Here is an 18982-nt window from a genome sequence, read left to right on the forward strand (position 1 = left end):
CTAAGGATTAAATCAGTAAACATTAGAAGTTATTGAGTAATTATGATGGGTGGAAACAATATGGAATTAAAACCGCTCAAGGAAGTTGAGAGTTTAGCACTAAAAAAGCAAAAAATATATCGACAAAGTAAACTTCGATTCATCTCAAGATCAATGCTAGCAAGTATGTTTATCGGCTTCGGTGTCATCGTAGCTTTTAAAACTGGGAACTTTTTTTATCTTGAGCATTCACCATTAACCTACCCTATGGCAGCCGTAACCTTCGGTGCTGCGATCATTCTGATTACATATGGTGGTGGTGATTTATTCACCGGAAATACTTTTTATTTTACATTTGCAGCACTTCGGAAAAAAATTGCTTGGCCTGAAGTGGTTAAGATTTGGGCGGTTAGTTACTTCGGAAATATTTTAGGTGCCGCTCTCTTTGCATTTGCCATTTATACAACTGGCCTTTTCCATGATGCTGAAGTAAACGGCTTTTTGCTAAGTGTCGTTGAGAAAAAAATGCACGCCCCTTTTATGCAGCTCTTTTTCCGTGCTATTCTTTGTAATTGGCTTGTCTGTTTAGCCTTTTTTATCCCTATGACCTTAACTGGTGACGGGGCAAAAATGTTTGCAATGGTCCTATTCGTGTTCTGCTTTTTTATTTCGGGGTATGAACATAGCATAGCGAACATGTGTACATTCGCCATTGCTTTAGTGCTAAATCACCCAGGAACGATTTCTATTTACGGGACGATCCATAACCTTATTCCAGTCACAGTTGGCAACCTTATTGGCGGGAGCATTTTCATGGGCTGGATGTACCATTATGTCAATAAACCTTTTTTTGATGAACCACCCCAGTAACTCAGGCGTATTTGAATAACGTATGATGTATCTATATAGATTTTGCGGATTTGAGAGGAGAATCACAACAATGGAAAAAGGTTTTCAAGCATTTGTAGTCGACAAAAAAGATGATCAATTTCAAGCAGAAATAAAGAAACTAACTGTAAATGATCTCCCAGACGGTGAGGTTACGATAAAAGTCCAGTATTCTAGTGTTAATTACAAGGATGGGTTAGCTAGCATTCCAACTGGGAAAATTGTCCGCTCCTATCCCTTTATTCCTGGTATTGATTTAGCCGGCGTGGTTATCCACTCCACAGATGATCGCTATAAAGAAGGCGATGAGGTCATCGCGACGAGTTATGAAATTGGGGTTTCCCATTTTGGCGGATTTAGTGAGTATGCCCGAATTCCTGGTGATTGGATTGTCCCAAAACCACAAGGATTAACCTTAAAAGAGGCAATGATTTACGGTACCGCTGGCTTTACGGCTGCCCTTTCGGTCGATCGGTTAGAAAGCATCGGTTTAACACCTACAGACGGAAAAGTACTGGTGACTGGAGCTACTGGCGGTGTTGGCAGCATTGCCGTTGCGATCCTTGCTAAACGCGGTTACCACGTGGTGGCAAGTACCGGCAAGCAACAGGAACATGATTTTCTTAAACAGATCGGTGCAAAAGAAATCCTCTCGCGCGAAGAAATTGTTGGTGAAAAAATTAAACCGTTAGACCAACAAATATGGGCTGCCGCGGTAGACCCAGTTGGCGGGAAGACGTTATCAGCTGTCTTAAGTAAACTTCAATACGGTGGTTCAGTGGCTGTCAGTGGTTTAACTGGAGGTACCGATTTACCAACTACAGTGTTTCCGTTTATTCTCCGTGGTGTTAATCTATTGGGGATTGATTCAGTCTATTGTCCAATGGAAACAAGATTAAAGGTATGGAACAGAATGGCTACTGACATGAATCCTGGCGCTAATCTTGAGTTAATCAAACATGAAGTTCCTTTTACTGAACTAAAGAAGTCGCTTTCAGAAATTCTACATGGACAGGCTCGTGGACGTAACGTTGTCGTTTTCTAAAAGAATAACCTAAGCTGTGCTCCGATGATGACTCATTGAGAGCACAGCTTTTTTTAGTTAAAAATACAAATATTATTTAATTTTCTGATATAATTATTTATGTAAGGTTTGAAAAGTTTACAAAAACTCACATGTCTAATATTTTCATCCCGAGTTAAGGGGCGATTTGCAAATGAGTTTATTATTATTCAAACGACCTAAAATCATTTCCTATATTACCCTCTTTTTTGCCATGCACACATTATGGATATATTCTATGAAACAAAACGATTCACTGGTATTTGGAGGAGATATGTTTTCAACCGTTGCTGCACTGATTGCGACAATTGCTTTATTCATCACTTATTTTCAAAATCCCCAGATAGGAAAACCGTTTTGGCTTTTGCTTGCCCTTGGTAGTGGCAGCTTTTTTATCGGTGATCTTATTAGATTTTATCATGAATGTATTCTCGATCATAACGTCCCCTTCCCTAGTAATCGAGATGTATTCTTAATGCTTCAATCCATCGTGACTTTAACTGCGTTATTCTATCTTTTTTTTAAACATAAGGGGTACTATCAATTTATCACCTTAATTTTTGACATTATCCTCCTTATCATAGTCATCGGAACAATCAGTTGGGTATATGTAATCAGCCCCATATTATCACTTCAAGAACTTACTCCCGTCATGCTCCTGATTACTTTTAGCTATCCGATTATTGATTTATTGTTAATCATCATGTTAATTGGAATCTATGTTGGTTTTGAAACTGTCATCATTCGCAGAGATCTCATTTTCTTATTTATAGGTGTCCTTATCAAATTTATAGCTGATTCAATCTATCTCATATTGCTATTCACGGATCATTATGATTCAGGAAATCCGGTAGATTCTTTATACACCTTAGCAATTCTCCTCATCGGTTTTACAGGTTGGCTTGGGATCCCAAATACCGCAAACCAAGCTGCCCACCCTACTACAACAAATAAGTGGCTGAATTCTCGAGTTCACCTCTTAAGACCGTTTATTCCATACATAAGTGTGATTATTTTAATAACTGTCATTTTATTTGAAGCAAAACACCTAAACCTCCTTCAGATTGGAGCGTTTATTGCCGTCATGCTTGTTTTAAGCAGACAAATTGGCTTTATTATTGAGAATAATAATCTTCTAGTTCAGTCTCAACAACGGACGAATGAACTTGCCATCAATGAAGAAAAATATAAATCACTATTTTATTACCATCCAGATGGTGTATTTTCGCTTGACCTTCAGGAAAACTTGATTAGTTGTAATCAGCCATGGGGGAATTTAGTTGGAACCCCTACGTTCGAAATGATTGGAAAACCTTTTTTAGAAATTTTCAGTGATTGTGACAGTCGTTACGTATTCTCAAACCATTTTTCGAAAACAAGAAAGGGCCGGACAGAAAGATATGAGCTCTCCTTTATTAATCATCAAGGTAGATTATGTCATGTACAATTTACAAATATCCCGATTTTTGTAAAGAATGAAATTGTAGGAATCTATGGAATTGGGAAAGATATAACTGAAAACAAGCAAAACGAAGAAAAAATTAAACAAATGGCCCTACATGACTCTTTAACTGGCCTACCTAATCGCATCTTGTTTTCAGAAATCATTCAGGTTGCGCTTGCAGATGCAGAAAGAAACCGAGAGATGCTGGCAATTATGTTGCTTGACTTGGATCGCTTTAAAACTATAAATGATACGTTTGGTCATGATATTGGCGATCAGCTTCTCAAGCAAACTGCTGAGCGGCTACAAGCGTCACTGCGCAAAAATGATACCGTTTGTAGACAGGGAGGCGACGAATTTAGCATATTACTTAAAGGGATTAACAGAATTGAGGATGTCAATGTTATCGCAGCAAAAATTCTTCGTTCCTTAGGCAAACCATATTTTATAAAGGAAAATGAAATCATCACAACACCTAGCATTGGAATTGCCGTGTATCCTAACGATGGTGATACAACTGCAGCACTCCTACAGAAAGCTGATTTTGCCATGTACTCGGTAAAAGAGCATGGACGAAATCATTATCGAGTTTACTCAAAAGAAAAGCATGTTGATTTCTCAAAACAGTATCTTTTAGAGAACGACCTTCATCAGGCGTTGGCAAAAAATGAATTAATCCTTTTTTATCAGCCACAGTTTGATATACCAACTGGAAAAATAATCGGTGTTGAGGCTTTATTAAGATGGCAGCATCCTGAGCATGGAATGGTATCACCGTTAGATTTTATCCCCATTGCTGAAGAAAATGGTAGTATTCTGCCAATCGGAGAATGGGTACTTAATACAGCTTGTCGCCAAGTTAAACAATGGCATATAAAGGGCTTCCCATTAAAAATGGCTGTAAATCTATCTCCACGACAATTTCGCCAACATAATCTGATTAAAATTGTTAAAAATATATTAAATGCATACTCACTTGAGCCGAGATATCTTGATTTAGAAATTACTGAACGAATTGCAATGAAGGATAGCCAGTCTTCAATTGAAAGGCTAAACCAATTAAAAAACATTGGTGTTAGCATATCGATTGATGATTTTGGCACAGGCTATTCATCCTTGTCGTATTTAGCAAATTTTCCAATTGATACGTTAAAAATCGCCCAGGAATTCACACAAAAAATTGGTCAGGATGCGGGTACGGAGGCAATTATCAGTTCAATAATCGGACTTGCTCACAATTTACATTTTAATGTTTTGGCAGAAGGAGTAGAAAAATCCTTTCAATTGCAATTTTTAAAGGATCGAAATTGTAACCAAGTCCAGGGCTTTATGTTTGGAGCACCCATTTCTGCTCACGAATTAGAAAATAACTATCTCTTAAAACACGAGATACATCATGAAAGGAGTTAACATGAAAGAGTTTCAGTCTTTTGGTTGGTACGCAGCCCAAATCAAACCTCATCTACCTCAAGAGGCTTTTAAGCCTGTCCCAACAAGATTACTTGGAGGACTGGCATATTTAATCATCATTTCCGTTTGTATGGTATCGATTAGTTATTTTGACCTAAACGTTTGGCTAAACACTTTGCTTTCATTGGTAATAGGCTTTTGTTTTTCAGGGATTGGTTTTTTAGGACACGAAGTCCTTCATGGTACAGTCATTAAAAATGCCCGAATACGAAATGTCATTGGGGCGATTTGCTTTTGGCCGTTTACAACTGGGCCCCTTCTATGGCGGAAATGGCACAACAGCACCCATCATGTTCATACACAACACGCTGAGAAAGACCCTGATACTTGGTCAACTGCAGAGGTGATTTTGAAAAGTCCCCTATTAAGGGCTCTTTTCCGAATGCCGAAGCTGTTTCGTTCCATCAGCTACTGTTTATTTTTATTCATCAACTTTAATACCCATTCAACAAGGATGTTTATCCGTTTTATTAAAGAATTTAAACCTGAAAATCGACGGACTGTTTGGGTACAATTTGTATTTCCGTGGCTATTCTGGATTGGTTTAATCTTTTTGATTGGACCGGTTAAGTGGTGCTTTGTCTATCTGATTCCTGCGATGATTGGCAATTTTATCGTCAGTAGCTATATCGCAACTAATCACAATTTAAATCCACAAACAGATACAAATGATCCATTAGCCAACAGTCTTACTGTCACGGTTCCTAAATGGATCGATGTGCTACATTATCAATTTTCACTACATACGGAACATCATATGTTCCCAAGTATGAATCCAAAATATTATCCTTTAGTTCAAACCTATATAAAAAAAATGTGGCCAGAGCGCTATCATGAAATGACGTATTGGAAAGCCATGCTTACGCTTATTAGGACACCAAGAATTTATTTAAAAGAGAAACACTTAATTGATTTTCAACAAGGGAAAATCTTTGGCTCCCTAGGTAATGGACTCGATCCAGATCATATTCATTACCAAAAAATTGGTACTGACGAAAGCATCAAAAGCAAAATATCTCCAAAACAATCTACTTAACACGAACTTCCAAAAAACGCCTAAAACATTCCTCCAGTGCTTGTTTTAGGCGTTTTTTTGTCTTTTTCTAGGAAATTTATCCTAGTCCAAAACAAGTGTGATATACATCATAACGGTTTGTTTTTATTTATCGATATATTAAATTTGGGTGCTATTTCACAACATCCTAGGTAGATCTTACATATAGGACATCAAAGAAAAGGAGAATATCATTATATGTTAAAGAATGTGTCAATGAATGTGAAACAAATGGGAAGTTATATCATTATCATTCTTTTCTTTATCGTCATCACGAACACTTCCTACAACAATGTCAATCATCTTCGCGACCAAACCGTTTCAATCGGTGAACAAGATGTTCCAAAAATTGTCTTAATCGGAGAATTAAAAGAAGAGTTTACACGAATAAATCAATACACTGCAAAGTATGCATTTGAACAGGATGTCAATGAAAAAAACAAAATGGCCAAGACTATTTATGATGAAATTGATTTTATAAAAAAGAAAATTAACAAAGCTGATAAGCTAAATTATTCTAAAGCTGATCGGGTACTCCTAAAGGATTTCAGTCAAAAAATAATGGATTATCAAGACCAACTTACTATATTTATAAATCAGTCTAATCATCAAGATTATCCTCAAATCAAAACTGAGATTGAACAACTTAACCTCATCTCAACAAGTGGTTCAAACACATTAGAAAAACTCTATAAATCAGCACAAGCTGAAGCAAAGATCACTCTGGATGATTCCTATAAAGACTCCAATAAGTTCAACTATGAAATATTAATTCTATCTGTCACTGCGTCAATTTTCAGTACCATTATCGCTTATTTTACAACGAGATTAATCTCTAGAACGGTAAAAAGATTTGCCCAGAATGTCGATAAAACGAACAAAGCAGTTGCAGAAATTAAGAAATCGATAGATATTACATCAGAAAGCGCATCTCAGCTAGACGTTTCGATGAACAACGCCAACCATTCCGTTACTGAATTAGTAGAATCGATACAGCAAGTTGCGGTCAGTACGAATGTAACAGCATCAGGCGTCGATGAAATTTCCGCAGCAATAGAACAAATGAGCGCTTCGATCTCATTAGTTGCTGGTAGTGCCAGCACGTTGGGTACATCTGCTGAAGAAACCTCGTCAGCGATTCAGCAAATGATGGCTTCGGTTGAGCAGGTTGCTGACAATGCTGGAAAAGCAAGCTCGGGTGTTGAGCAAATTTCAGCTGCAATCGAAGAAATGAGTCAATCGATTAAAATGGTCAGTGAAAATGCCCGTGGGCTTACCGACACTGCTGAACAAGCCTCTGATGCCATTACACTGATGATACAATCTATCAAACAGGTTGACGAACGAGCACAAACCGTAAATAAATTGAGCAATACTGTTATGCACGATGCTCACGAAGGAACTCTTTCTTTAAATGAAACATTGAACGGAATGAAAGAAATCTCCCATGTGATCGACCATGCCAGTGATGTTATGCAAAACCTTGGCAAGAGTTCAGAAGAAATCGGCAGCATTATTGCTGTTATTGATGAAATCGCTGACCAGACAAATCTGTTAGCACTAAACGCTGCAATCGAGGCAGCTCGCGCAGGAGAACACGGCAAAGGATTTTCTGTTGTTGCAGAAGAGGTTCGCAAGTTAGCTGAACGCTCAGCACAAGCAACAAAGGAGATCTCCATCCTTATTAAAGGCATTCAAGCTGAGACATCTGTTGCGGTAACTTCAATAAATGAGGGCGCTGAAAAGGTAATGATTGGTAACAAGCTTGCTGATAAAACAAAACAAGCCATCGCCAAAATTTCTGAAGGGATTACCCATGTGACAGAAGAAATGGATCAAATCGCCAGAGCAACAGAAGAACAGCAAACAAATAGTGAACTTATCACTAAAGCCGTTAAAAATGTATTGAACCAAACAGAAGCGATGACCCATTCAACAAAAGAACAATCAATAACTGCAGAAGAAATCGTAAAAGGTATCATAACAACCAAGAATATGGTCCAGCAGATTTCTGTTGCCACCAATGAACAAACGCTTGGCGGTAGGGCCATCGTGGATGCGGTTAGCAATGTGACCAGTCAAACGAGTTCTGTAACCAATGCAACGAAGGAGCAAGCTTTTACATCCGAGGAAATTGTTAAAAATGTCAGCAAGATTAAAGAAATGGTGCAGCAAATGATGGTCGCAACGAATGAACAAGCTCGCTACGGTCAAGACATTGCTGTAGAAGTGGATAATGTCCGCAAACAAACTGGTGAGCTCGAAGCAACGATTGAGACACAAACAAAAGAAGTCGAAGATGTCGCTCATGCTATCAATGAAGTTAATGATCAAGTCAAAACGCTGGGATAATAAAGGAAGGCTATCGAGTTACTCGATAGCCTGTTATTTTTCTAATGTATAATAAATCTTTCGCTTCCACATTAGGAATTCTTCATCTAAAAGTAGGCTTTCACGACGTGGTCGCGGAAACGGTATTTTGAATTCAGCTGAAATGGAAGCCGGTTTTGGTGATAAAACAAGAATTCGGTCAGACAGGAACAAAGCTTCCTCAATTGAGTGAGTAACAAATACAATCGTGCGCCGGTACTCTTCCCAAATTGACAACAACCATTTTTGCATGTCCAATCTTGTTAATTCATCTAGCGCTGAGAACGGCTCATCAAGACAAATCAATGATTGTGGACTTAGGAGCGCCCTAATGAACGCGACCCTTTGCTTCATCCCACCGGAAAGCTGTTCAGGTCGTGCGTTGATATAGTCACTTAAACCAGCCTTTTCCAGCATTTTCAGTGCTCTAGACTTATCGCTCTCCCCTTTCAATTCAGCGCCTAATAACACATTTTGCAGAACTGTGCGCCATGGAAGCAAGGCCGGAGTTTGTGGCATATAACTAATTGAACCACGAGAACCAATGATATTATACCCGTCTAGCCTGATTTCACCAGAATCAGGAGTTAACAAGCCACCAATTAGATTAAAGATGGTACTTTTGCCACTACCTGATGGGCCGAGTATCGTAACAAATTCTTCCTTTTCTACTAAAAAATGAAGATCAGTTAGCACCATGTTTTCACTGAAGCTTTTAGTAATATGTTCTACACATAAGTGACTCAATTGGTATCACCACCTTTTTGGTTCCAGCGTATGAAATATTTTTCCATAGCCATGATTACAAAGAAAAATAGCAAGCTTAACAGCATGATCGCAAAGATTGCTACAAACACCTTATCGGTGCGAAATGATGATGAGGCTAATGTCATGTATACTCCAATTCCTTTTTCTGAACCGAGCCATTCAGAAATCACTGCCCCCATCACACTATAGGTTGCTGAAATTTTCAACCCGGAAAAAATAGACGGAAGTGCGTAAGGCCACTCAAGCTTCCAAAATAACTGAAGTCTTGTCGCCCCAGCCATCAGCATATAATGTCGATGATTTGCTGGTACTTGCTTAAAACCATCCAAAGCTGCAACTGAAATCGGGAAAAAGCAAACAAGTGTAATCACGATTAGTTTTGGCAACAAGCCAAAACCAAACCAAATCACTAATAATGGCGCTAGCACAATAATCGGCACATTTTGCGACATGATTAACAGCGGATACATCGCATCGCGTACCCACGGTAGCAAGTGAAGGAGTATTGCAACCATGATTCCGACAATCGCACCAATCATAAATCCTTCAATTGAAATTCCAATTGTTGCAAGCAAATCTGGATAAAACTGATTCCAGCCAGAAATAGCCTCTGACAGTATTTTTGAAGGTGCAGGCAAAAGCCACTCCTCAACATAAAGTTTTTTTACTATAATTTCCCAGAAAATGAATAAAAGGAGGAGAACCACGATGGGTCTCCAACCTTTTGTAAACTTTGTTTTTATCATCTGTATTTCTCCGTCAAGGTATCCATCGTGATACCCTGCGGCTGATAAAGAACTTTTATTTGTGAAATGACATTTGTACTGCCTATTTCAATCATTCGCTCATTCATTTTTTCTATAATTGAAAACAGGTAAGAAAGTTCCCCTTCCATGGTTGTCTCGAGTGGATGAACTTCGTATTTCACACCCGCTGCTTGAATAATGGAAATTGCTTCATCGACATACGGAATCACATCCCCACCATTCGCTGGTTTCGGGATAATTTGTACACTCACTAATGCATTAGCCACCCTTATTTCCCCCTATTCTGGTAAAAACTCATTGGTAAATGCCTTTTTGGCATCAAGCTCTTTTTCTAATAAACCGTGCTCGAGCATCCAATCTGCATAGTTTTCCCATACTTCTTGTTTTTGCTCACCCCAACGCGGCGCATCATCTTGATATTTTGATGCAAGCCATTGCTGACTTTTCTTCACCAATTTAGAGTCCAAGTCTGGGACGTCCTTTATTAATACGTCTGCAGCTTCATCTGGATTTTCTATTGCAAATTCATATCCCTTAGCAGCTGCCTTAACAAAGGCTTTAACTAAATCTGGATCACTCGAAATCATTTTCTCGTTAGTCATTAGTACGGGCGTATAATAGTCAAGCTTATCGGAATAGTCGGTTAAGTAAACCATATTTATTTTTTCTCCACGAAGCTCTGCCTCGACGCCTGTCCAACCATAATAAATCCAGGTAAAATCAATATTCTGCTTTATAGCTGTAAAATAATCCGCATCGCCAATATTTACGATATTTACTTTGCTAACGTCAGCATTTTTTGTTTTCATAAGCGATTCTATTACTGCTTTTTCAGCTGGTGAGCCCCATCCACCATATGATTTTCCTTCAAAATCCTTTGGTGTTGTGATATTTTTTGCAACTGGTGAGGCAAAACCTGATGTGTTGTGCTGGATAACTGCAGCGATTGAAACAAGCGGAACCCCCTGAATACGTGCAAGTGTTACTCCTTCTTGATAGCCTACGCCAAATTGCGCCTTTCCAGAGGCAACCAACTGATCAGCACCTGCTTCACCCGGCATGATAATGTCAACATCTAGCCCTTCTGCTTCAAAATAACCTTTTTCTTTAGCAACGTATAAACCGGTATGATTTGTATTTGGCGTCCAATCCAAGACAACCGAAACTTTCTTTAACTGTTTGGCAGCATCCTTGTCATTCGTATCACTCCCTTGCTCTTTGTCAGCAGCGCAGCCCGAAATCACGATGAGTGAAATGAACAATAAAACCAATATTTTTTTCATCCTACTTCCTCCTTTTTCCTAAACCACAATCAATAAAGTGCATATGTAGAGTTTTCCCGAAAATAAAAAAAGCCTTACTTTCCAAGTAAGGGCGCATACTAACAATTATGTTGTTAAAATATGTTCCCTCCGCTGGTATTAACCAGATCAGGTTCAAAGGGTCATTACCTTCAAGATAATTTCTCAACTGGACCACCAGTTCCCCTACATGACTATGTTCAGTTCCAAATCATACATATTATAGCATTATAAAAATCTTCTGTCAGTAACAAAGTCAAAGTGATGTCATTAAGTAGTTCATTTCGTATGTTTCGTGATTAACATCAGCTTTTCAATCCGCTCATCTTGTTCTTCTTTTGAAACTAAATCAAACTTCTTTAGTAAATGAAACACCTCGTTTAGTAATTCCTGAGTGTGTTCCTTTTGAAAAAACTCATCAAATAACGATTTAAGCTCGTCAGGTAAAAATGAAAGCTGAGATTCATATTTTTTCTTAACATCCTCAAGTGAATGATCTAAATTACATTTGCCCATTTGCTGTCCTCCTTTATGATTCACATTATTATACTAAATATTTTGCGAAAAATAAAAAGAAGAAGACTACATTTCTTATCAGAATGAAGTCTTCTCCTAAATACTATTTATCCGCTTTTGAATTTTTAATGTATTCGTAATCCTTTGGATCAATTGGTGTAAAGCCCTCTGGAGTATAGAATCTAAGTAAGTCCTTCGTCACGATTTCATCGGAAATGCTAAGCTTTGTACTTACTTGATTTTCTAATTCTTTCGTATCTACTCCTTCGACAATTTCACCCGTAGCATTGCTGTAGGTTTTCCCACCTAAAACAGTATATTCAGGAGTTACAAAATTACCATTTCTAAATGGAACAACTTGCTGATGAGCAGGGGACAAAAGGTCCGTTCCCATTTGCATATAATCCTTTGTATCAATTCCAAGTAAATGAAGGACGGTTGGCATTACGTCTACCTGTCCGCCGTAAGCATCAATCACGCCACCTTTTACACCAGGGGCTACGATAAACACCGGTACGCGCTGCAATTGAGCCGTATCAAATGGAGTAATCTCTTCCTTACCCAAAACTTCTGCCATTGCCTCATTATGATTCTCAGAAATTCCGTAATGGTCACCATATAATACAATGATTGTGTTTTCATATAAACCAGCAGCTTTTAAATCATTAAAGAATTTTTCTAAAGCTTGATCCATATAATGTGCAGATTGGAAATAGCTGTTTACGACATCATTATCCGCAAAATCTCCCTTAGGAAAATCGGTATCCCCTTCATCCATTTCAAATGGGAAGTGGTTAGAAAGCATAATGAATTTAGAATAAAACGGTTGTTTAAGACTTGTTAGCATTGGCATAGATTGTTCAAAAAATGGAATATCCTTCATTCCGTAATTTTTTGTATTTTCTTCACTCATATCATAATATTCAGCATCAAAGAAATCATCATAACCAAATGCTTTATACATTACGTTTCGATTCCAAAACGTCTTATAATTCCCATGGAATGCTGCTGATGTGTAGCCATAACCTTTTAAAATACCAGGCATTGCTTGATAGGTATTTTGTGCCTTATTGACGAAAACAGCTCCTTGTGACATCGGGAACAAGGAATTTTCCATCATAAATTCTGCATCAGATGTTTTTCCTTGTCCAGTTTGGTGGAAAAGATTAGGGAAATAAAATGCTTCGCCACTATGAACAAGTGAATTTAAATATGGCATTACTTCTAAATCATTGATTTTGTAGTCAATGATGAATGATTGCAATGATTCCATCGAAACATAAATGACGTTCTTACCCGCTGCCTTCCCAAAGTATTCAGGATTTGGCGCAGCGTGATTGGCTTTGATATAGTTTTCGACATCGACAATATCACTGCTATCAGCCATCGCCCGCTGGCTAGATGAACGGGCATTTTGAACGATATCGTAAATGGTAAAGTTGTATGCACCGAGATATTTCACTAAATAGTTTCGGTCAAAAGAACGAGTTAATAAATCTGGACGATCCTTTTCTGCTAATCCTAGGTTGAATAAAAATACAATGACAGCAGCTGCCAAAACAAATCCAGCTGGTCTACGATTGTTACCATGAAGTGGTTTAACTTGCTTAAACACTAATAACAAGATTAGTAGAATCGTATCTGTAAAATAGAATACGTCCCAAAGTGACATCAGTGAAAGAACACTATCTCCAAGCTGCCCTGCATTTGTCTTAGTTTGCAGCAATACCGGAACGGTGATGAAGTCACTGAAGAACCGATAATAGACAATGTTCGCGTATAGCAAGAAAGACATAATAAAATTAATGGTTAATAGCATTGCGTTTTGTCCGCGTTTTTTGAACAATAACGCAAAACCTAAGAATAGTAGAGTTGAGCTTAATGGATTAATAAATAACAAAAACTTTTGGATACCGTTATCTATTCCCAAGTCAAATTCAATTTGATACGCAATATATGTTTTTATCCAAAAAAGGATTACCGCTAAGAAGAACAAAGACAACGTTCCGCTTAGAAGCATTTTAGGAGACTTGATAAGCTTCTTCATTTTTTGCACCTCGATTATTACATGTAAGCTAATTCAATGTAATCTACATTACCATATTCTTTTGTGGATGAAAACGAATATTCTCAGCTTTTCATCAATGTGTCGTTTTTACCCTACTTTATATTAGACGAGAAAACAAAAGAAAAGTTTCACTTTTTTAAAATTTTGTTCGTTATAAAAAATTATTTGTAGTCTCCTAAATGATTTTATCACGATTAAAGTAAACTTCAAGTAAAACCGATGGTCTTCTAGGAAAAATGTGCTATTTGGACTAGAGGATAAATTAGTCCTGTTACCCTAGTTAATTCCAATCTTGGATGACAACAACTCCATCAGAAATATCTATAGTATTGAATTCTCCTTCATAATATAGCTTGCCATTATCCTCAATCAGCAAATTTTCAAACGTTTGCAGTTCCCTACCTTCTGGAAGCTTTACGACTACCTTTCGTCCTAGATCGATTTCTGGTGCCTCAATCTTAATTTGGCTTTTAAGATAAAAATGAATCGCGACAATAAGTCCTGCTAAAAGAAGCAGCAAAATGAGTATTTTCGTTTTAAAGTAACGAAAGGTTTGTTCTTCCAACTTGTCTATTTCGTTCATTAGTTCTCCCCGTCTTTTCAAAATTTACAATAGTTTTTTATCCAAATTAATCTATGCGTAGTGGAGAAAAAAATTGACTATTTTTTGATGAAGCTAAAAAGGAAAAAGGCCTGAATCATATTCCGCATTAGTGCGGAGTACGATTCAGGCCTAGTTTACGATATAGTTTGTTTATCGCGTTTGAATAAACATTTGTACCCAGGCACCATGATAGAAGCCGACGCCAATTGCATTGTAATTGCGATTTAAGATATTAGCACGGTGACCAGAGGAATTCATCCAAGAATTCATAACTTGCTGCGGAGTTGTTTGCCCCTTGGCGATATTTTCACCAGCACTTGTATAAGCTATGCCAAACGTTTTCATCATATCAAATGGTGAACCATAGTTTGGACTTGTATGTGAAAAGTAATTCGAGTTTATCATATCCTCAGCTTTTTTCTGAGCCACATTTCGTAAATCAGCACGGTGGGTTAATGGTCCAAGTCCATTTTTCGCACGCTCCTGGTTAACCAATTGAACAACTTGATCTTGGAACGTACTTGGACTACCAGCGGAAGCCTTTAAGCGAATGATTTCACCAACATGCATGTTGAGGGGATCGACATTCGGATTTAACGCCATTAATTGCTTATAATCCAAGCCATAGCGCTGGGCAATAAACCAAAATGAATCACCAGATGATACTTTGTAAAATTCAAATGGCGGTTCCTTGAACATGGTTATTTGAGCTTGTGAAAATGCTGGTAGCGACATGCACAGCAAAAACACGGAGAAAACGATTTTCTTCAACATTTTTAAGACCTCCAATTGACCTTTGAAAAGTTGTACTTTATCATTTTCTTCTATTAATAAAAAATTATTTCTGGAGATTATGTCCAATAAACACTTGGTACAAGATTTTGATATTTTCCATTCGACAAAAAAACATGTTCGAAATGAGCTCATTCGTGAACATGCTTTTAATTAAGATATGATCTGTTTACTTCCTTTAAGCTGCGCTTCTTTGACTCGTTCCAGTAAAATCTTGCTTAAAATTGGATGATAACCTAGATAATTGCCTAAAATGATTTGCTTATTAGTTTTTTCATTGTAGCTTTGAATCGTTTTCGCCAATTTGCTCATTAACAGCCCAGTAAATAAAATATAAGGAATGACGACTATTTTCTGGTAAGAGCTGTTTACAGCGTTTTGTAGACTTTCTTCAAAACTGGGTGTAGCAGCAACTAAAAAACTGCTTTCTACGTTCTTTATTCCACTCTCTTGTTGTAAAGCCTTTGCAATCCTCATTAAATCCCTTTTTACCTCAGGATCGCTGCTCCCTCTCCCCACTAAAAGGACCATCGTATCGTCGGAAATAAGCTCGTTTGTTTCGCTAATTCGTTCGACTAACAATTGGCTAATATCAGGGTGGACTCCGATTGGGTTCCCCAGAACAACTTCAACCCCAGGAAATTGCACCATAAGCCTTTCCATTTCTAATGGGATATCAAGTTTTGCATGACCTGCAGTTAATAGTAGAACGGGAACGGTAAGAATTTTAGTCGCACCCTTTTCAATACACTTTCTAAACCCTTGTTCTATCGTCGGGGTTGCGAGCTCAAGAAATCCATATTCCTGTATCGGAACTGGATTCTCGAGCATACATCGGTGAACAAAGGCAGCTGCTTCTTCTTGTGCTTTTTTCAGGCGACTGCCATGACAAATATATAAGACAGCTTCCATTTGGTCACTCCCCTTATTTTAACTAAATCGCATTTCTTTGTGACAAATATTGAATGATTTGCTCCACACATTCTTCCACAGTTGACTCGCTTGTATTCACAACTAATTCCGGATTATGCGGCTCCTCATACGGTGAATGAATTCCGGTAAAATCAGGGATGAGGCCTTTTCGTGCTTTATCATATAAGCCTTTTGGATCCCGTTTTTCGCATTCCTCAAGCGGGCAGTTAACGTAAATTTCAACGAATTCATCTTCTTCAAGTAAATTGCGAACAAGTTCACGATCAACAATAAATGGCGAAATAAACGCTGTCAGCACCACTTGTCCACTATCAACGAATAACTTCGCAACCTCGCCAATTCGACGAATATTTTCAGTGCGATCTTCATCTGAAAAGCCTAAATCTTTATTTAAGCCATGGCGAACATTATCACCATCCAACACATAGTTACGAATGCCTGTTTCAAACAATTTTTGGGCAACAGCATTCGCTACAGTTGATTTACCTGAACCAGACAAACCAGTGAACCATAACACAAAGCTTTGATGACCATTTTGCTTGCGACGAGATTCCTTAGACAAGGATAACTCATGCCACGTAATATTTGTACTTTTACCCACCATAATTTCCCCCTATTTTCGAGTTATGCTTTTAATGCGTGCTCACGCAAACCTTTTATCAACACTTCTACTACCTCTTTACGGCTAAAGGTGCTTGGTGGAATTTCACCATTACGTAGCAACTGGCGAACCTTTGTACCTGACAAAATTGCATGGTGCTCCTTACCATGTGGGCAAGTTTTTGTCGAAGCCATGTTTTCGCATTTTGAGCAATAGAAACTGTGTTCAAAGAACATTAAATTAATACCAAGCTCTTCGGCAGTGAAATGACTGAAGATAAGTTGTGCATCGTATGTTCCGTAGTAATCACCAACACCTGCATGATCACGACCAACAATAAAATGTGTGCAGCCGTAGTTTTTACGAACCATCGCATGGAAAATTGCTTCTCTTGGGCCTGCATAGCGCATCGCCGCTGGGAATACCGCTAGATACACGCGATCTTCTGGGTAATAGTTTTTTAATAGTACTTCATAGCTTTCCATCCGAACATCAGCCGGAATATCGTCTGATTTTGTTTCCCCAACTAAAGGATTCAAGAATAAGCCATCAACAGTTTCTAATGCAGTTTTCTGAATATATTCATGAGCACGGTGAACAGGGTTGCGTGTTTGGAATCCAACAACTGTGTTCCAGCCCTTTTCTTCAAAAATCACTCTAGTTTCAGCTGGGTCTAAATAATAGCTCTGGAATTGTTCTCTTTCTAGACGTTTGACAAGGATGATTTTTCCACCAATATAAACATTGCCACGATCAAACATTTTTTTTACGCCAGGATGAGCTAAATCGGAAGTACGGTAGACGTTTACCGCTTCTACTTCTTTATTAGGTGTGAATTTGTCGTTAACTTTAATGACACCGTATGTTTCTTTTTTAAATACAAGTCTATATTCTTCACCGATGTTAATTTCTTCAGCTTGAGCTTCAGAAACAGGTAATGTAATTGGAATACTCCAAACATGACCATCGGCTAAACGCATGGTTTGGACAACAGACTGATAATCGTCTTGATTTAAAAATCCATCAATCGGACTGTATGCACCTGTTGCAATTAGTTCTAAGTCACTTAATGCCATATTATCAATTTGAATTTCTTTTTTGATACTTTCAACGTTATACTCCGGATTCCAACGATTTATTAATGTTCCGCCATGTGGTTTACTTAATGCCATGATAAAATACCTCCAAAAATGTTTTTTGATGACTATCCCTATGTTTTTAGTGTGATTTTGCGAGTTAATTACTCTATTAAGCGCATCATAATAGTGGGGTTTATAGCTATATTCCTCCCCCACTTTCATAAATAGAACGGGCGTCTTCGCGGATAGTTTTGATTAAACTAATGATTCCAAGGGTAGCTGCACATACACTGAATAATACAATGATGGAATAAATGTCGCTATCAACAAATAATTTTACTAGTCCATAAGATATGACGAGCGAAAGGATCGGCGATACAAGCCACACTTTTAAAATTTTACTAATGATGTTTTTCTTTAATGCATTTGCCCCGTTTTGGACAGTACTAATGCCCATGATTGCTGTACTCGTTACTTGAGTCAATGGAACTGGTAAGCCAAAAATAGATGCTAAGCTAACCAAGAACGCGCCGGTACCTGACACTGCTCCACCTTCGAGCAATGAAAACTTGGTAATTTTTTTCCCATTTGTTTCTAGGACTCGACCACCAAGCGTCATTGCCCCTATCGCTATAAAAAACCCGCCTACTATTGTTCCAGTGTTGATCGAAATTAACCCCGCCCCAACCATCGGCCCTGCTGCATTAGCGACATTATTCATGCCTGCTGAAAAGGCTTCACAAAAGCCAACAATAATAACAAATATGGATAACACACGCTGGTGTTTACTACTACTTAAACTCGGGAATCGATTTTCTAATTTTCTGATAATCTTACCCAAAATGATCGCAATCACAAATGCAATAGCCGGAACAATTACCCAGAAACTTACAATAACCAAGATGTTATTAATAAATAAGGCCTTGTAAGCAACGCCAACACCTACTACCGAACCAACGGTAATTTCACTGGTCGAAAGCGGTATTCCGATAAGATTGGCGATAAATAATGATAGTGCTGCTGAAGATAAAATGATTAAAACAATCTTTGCGTTCAATAGCGATTGGGGAATAATATCTGAACCAATTGTTTTAGTTACTTCAGCACCGCCAATTACCGCACCTGCAAATATGGCAACGCCACATAATAACAATGCCTTTTTGCGGCTGGAAATAGCGCCAGACCCGTAAGCGACGCTTACAGAAGCAGCAGCTCCACTAGCCCCAATATTCATCGCAAAAAATAAGGCAATCGCACCAGCTACATAAGTTAACATCATCGTTCG

General features: G+C 38.1%; 16 protein-coding genes, 2 pseudogenes and 1 riboswitch. Of the genes and pseudogenes, 6 read left to right on the top strand and 12 right to left on the bottom strand.

From position 1 onward, the window contains the following. Positions 1-60: 60 nt before the first annotated feature. The 6 genes and pseudogenes from HHO41_RS02705 to HHO41_RS22790 all read left to right on the top strand — a co-directional run. Positions 61-849, top strand: a complete 789-nt coding sequence (locus HHO41_RS02705) for a formate/nitrite transporter family protein (protein ID WP_169095306.1) — start codon at positions 61-63, stop codon at positions 847-849. Positions 850-919: 70 nt separating this feature from the next. Beyond that, positions 920-1912 carry an NADPH:quinone oxidoreductase family protein gene (locus HHO41_RS02710; RefSeq protein WP_169095307.1) on the top strand — a complete coding sequence of 331 codons (993 nt, stop codon included), beginning with the start codon at positions 920-922 and terminating at the stop codon, positions 1910-1912. A 172-nt stretch (positions 1913-2084) separates the two neighbouring features. Beyond that, positions 2085-4784: a DUF4084 domain-containing protein gene (locus tag HHO41_RS02715; protein ID WP_169095308.1), complete on the top strand. Its 2700-nt coding sequence runs from the start codon at positions 2085-2087 to the stop codon at positions 4782-4784. 1 nt (position 4785) lies between these two features. Next, positions 4786-5880, top strand: a complete 1095-nt coding sequence (desB, locus tag HHO41_RS02720) for a Delta(10) desaturase DesB (RefSeq protein WP_169095309.1) — start codon at positions 4786-4788, stop codon at positions 5878-5880. A gap of 234 nt (positions 5881-6114) precedes the next feature. Beyond that, positions 6115-6603: pseudogene (locus HHO41_RS22785) on the top strand (MCP four helix bundle domain-containing protein); the annotation flags it as partial. Positions 6604-7410: 807 nt separating this feature from the next. Then, positions 7411-8250: pseudogene (locus HHO41_RS22790) on the top strand (methyl-accepting chemotaxis protein); the annotation flags it as partial. Positions 8251-8283: 33 nt separating this feature from the next. Here HHO41_RS22790 and HHO41_RS02730 read toward each other — a convergent pair. From HHO41_RS02730 to HHO41_RS02785, 12 genes are all read right to left on the bottom strand, one after another. Beyond that, entirely contained in the window at positions 8284-9015 is a 732-nt protein-coding gene (locus tag HHO41_RS02730; RefSeq protein ID WP_169095311.1) for an ABC transporter ATP-binding protein, read from the bottom strand. Continuing rightward, entirely contained in the window at positions 9012-9782 is a 771-nt protein-coding gene (locus HHO41_RS02735) for an ABC transporter permease (RefSeq protein ID WP_169095312.1), read from the bottom strand. The genes HHO41_RS02730 and HHO41_RS02735 overlap by 4 nt, the downstream gene beginning before the upstream one ends. After that, entirely contained in the window at positions 9779-10069 is a 291-nt protein-coding gene (locus HHO41_RS02740; RefSeq protein ID WP_169095313.1) for a thiamine-binding protein, read from the bottom strand. Before HHO41_RS02740 ends, HHO41_RS02735 begins: the two co-directional genes overlap by 4 nt. 12 nt (positions 10070-10081) lie before the next feature. Continuing rightward, positions 10082-11086 carry an ABC transporter substrate-binding protein gene (locus HHO41_RS02745; protein WP_169095314.1) on the bottom strand — a complete coding sequence of 335 codons (1005 nt, stop codon included), beginning with the start codon at positions 11084-11086 and terminating at the stop codon, positions 10082-10084. 107 nt (positions 11087-11193) lie between these two features. Continuing rightward, positions 11194-11302: riboswitch (TPP riboswitch) on the bottom strand. A gap of 81 nt (positions 11303-11383) precedes the next feature. Then, a complete protein-coding gene (locus tag HHO41_RS02750) occupies positions 11384-11620 on the bottom strand; it encodes a group-specific protein (RefSeq protein ID WP_169095315.1) in 237 nt (78 codons plus the stop codon). A 103-nt stretch (positions 11621-11723) separates the two neighbouring features. After that, positions 11724-13667, bottom strand: a complete 1944-nt coding sequence (gene ltaS, locus HHO41_RS02755; protein ID WP_169095316.1) for a lipoteichoic acid synthase — start codon at positions 13665-13667, stop codon at positions 11724-11726. A 301-nt stretch (positions 13668-13968) separates the two neighbouring features. Further along, positions 13969-14271 (bottom strand): hypothetical protein, encoded by a 303-nt coding sequence (locus HHO41_RS02760; protein ID WP_169095317.1) that lies wholly within the window; start codon positions 14269-14271, stop codon positions 13969-13971. Positions 14272-14442: 171 nt separating this feature from the next. Further along, on the bottom strand, positions 14443-15066 hold the full coding sequence (locus tag HHO41_RS02765; protein WP_169095318.1) for a CAP domain-containing protein: 624 nt from the start codon (positions 15064-15066) through the stop codon (positions 14443-14445). A gap of 171 nt (positions 15067-15237) precedes the next feature. Continuing rightward, entirely contained in the window at positions 15238-15996 is a 759-nt protein-coding gene (locus tag HHO41_RS02770) for a sirohydrochlorin chelatase (protein WP_169095319.1), read from the bottom strand. Between the two features lie 22 nt (positions 15997-16018). After that, a complete protein-coding gene (gene cysC / locus HHO41_RS02775; protein ID WP_169095320.1) occupies positions 16019-16621 on the bottom strand; it encodes an adenylyl-sulfate kinase in 603 nt (200 codons plus the stop codon). Between the two features lie 20 nt (positions 16622-16641). Continuing rightward, positions 16642-17790 carry a sulfate adenylyltransferase gene (gene sat, locus HHO41_RS02780; RefSeq protein ID WP_169095321.1) on the bottom strand — a complete coding sequence of 383 codons (1149 nt, stop codon included), beginning with the start codon at positions 17788-17790 and terminating at the stop codon, positions 16642-16644. Between the two features lie 106 nt (positions 17791-17896). Then, positions 17897-18973 carry an inorganic phosphate transporter gene (locus tag HHO41_RS02785; protein ID WP_169095603.1) on the bottom strand — a complete coding sequence of 359 codons (1077 nt, stop codon included), beginning with the start codon at positions 18971-18973 and terminating at the stop codon, positions 17897-17899. Positions 18974-18982: the final 9 nt, after the last annotated feature.

This window comes from Bacillus sp. DNRA2, from assembly GCF_012843265.1.
Lineage (GTDB): Bacteria > Bacillota > Bacilli > Bacillales > Cytobacillaceae > Bacillus_BU.

Bases quoted from the DNA above. Each gene is read 5' to 3' on its own strand.
- HHO41_RS02760 (WP_169095317.1), bottom strand. From the start codon at position 14,271: ATGAACGAAATAGACAAGTTGGAAGAACAAACCTTTCGTTACTTTAAA.
- sat (WP_169095321.1), bottom strand. From the start codon at position 17,790: ATGGCATTAAGTAAACCACATGGCGGAACATTAATAAATCGTTGGAAT.
- ltaS (WP_169095316.1), bottom strand. From the start codon at position 13,667: ATGAAGAAGCTTATCAAGTCTCCTAAAATGCTTCTAAGCGGAACGTTG.
- HHO41_RS02745 (WP_169095314.1), bottom strand. From the start codon at position 11,086: ATGAAAAAAATATTGGTTTTATTGTTCATTTCACTCATCGTGATTTCG.
- HHO41_RS02715 (WP_169095308.1), top strand. From the start codon at position 2,085: ATGAGTTTATTATTATTCAAACGACCTAAAATCATTTCCTATATTACC.
- cysC (WP_169095320.1), bottom strand. From the start codon at position 16,621: ATGGTGGGTAAAAGTACAAATATTACGTGGCATGAGTTATCCTTGTCT.
- HHO41_RS02785 (WP_169095603.1), bottom strand. From the start codon at position 18,973: ATGTTAACTTATGTAGCTGGTGCGATTGCCTTATTTTTTGCGATGAAT.
- HHO41_RS02735 (WP_169095312.1), bottom strand. From the start codon at position 9,782: ATGATAAAAACAAAGTTTACAAAAGGTTGGAGACCCATCGTGGTTCTC.
- HHO41_RS02705 (WP_169095306.1), top strand. From the start codon at position 61: ATGGAATTAAAACCGCTCAAGGAAGTTGAGAGTTTAGCACTAAAAAAG.
- HHO41_RS02765 (WP_169095318.1), bottom strand. From the start codon at position 15,066: ATGTTGAAGAAAATCGTTTTCTCCGTGTTTTTGCTGTGCATGTCGCTA.
- desB (WP_169095309.1), top strand. From the start codon at position 4,786: ATGAAAGAGTTTCAGTCTTTTGGTTGGTACGCAGCCCAAATCAAACCT.
- HHO41_RS02750 (WP_169095315.1), bottom strand. From the start codon at position 11,620: ATGGGCAAATGTAATTTAGATCATTCACTTGAGGATGTTAAGAAAAAA.
- HHO41_RS02710 (WP_169095307.1), top strand. From the start codon at position 920: ATGGAAAAAGGTTTTCAAGCATTTGTAGTCGACAAAAAAGATGATCAA.
- HHO41_RS02770 (WP_169095319.1), bottom strand. From the start codon at position 15,996: ATGGAAGCTGTCTTATATATTTGTCATGGCAGTCGCCTGAAAAAAGCA.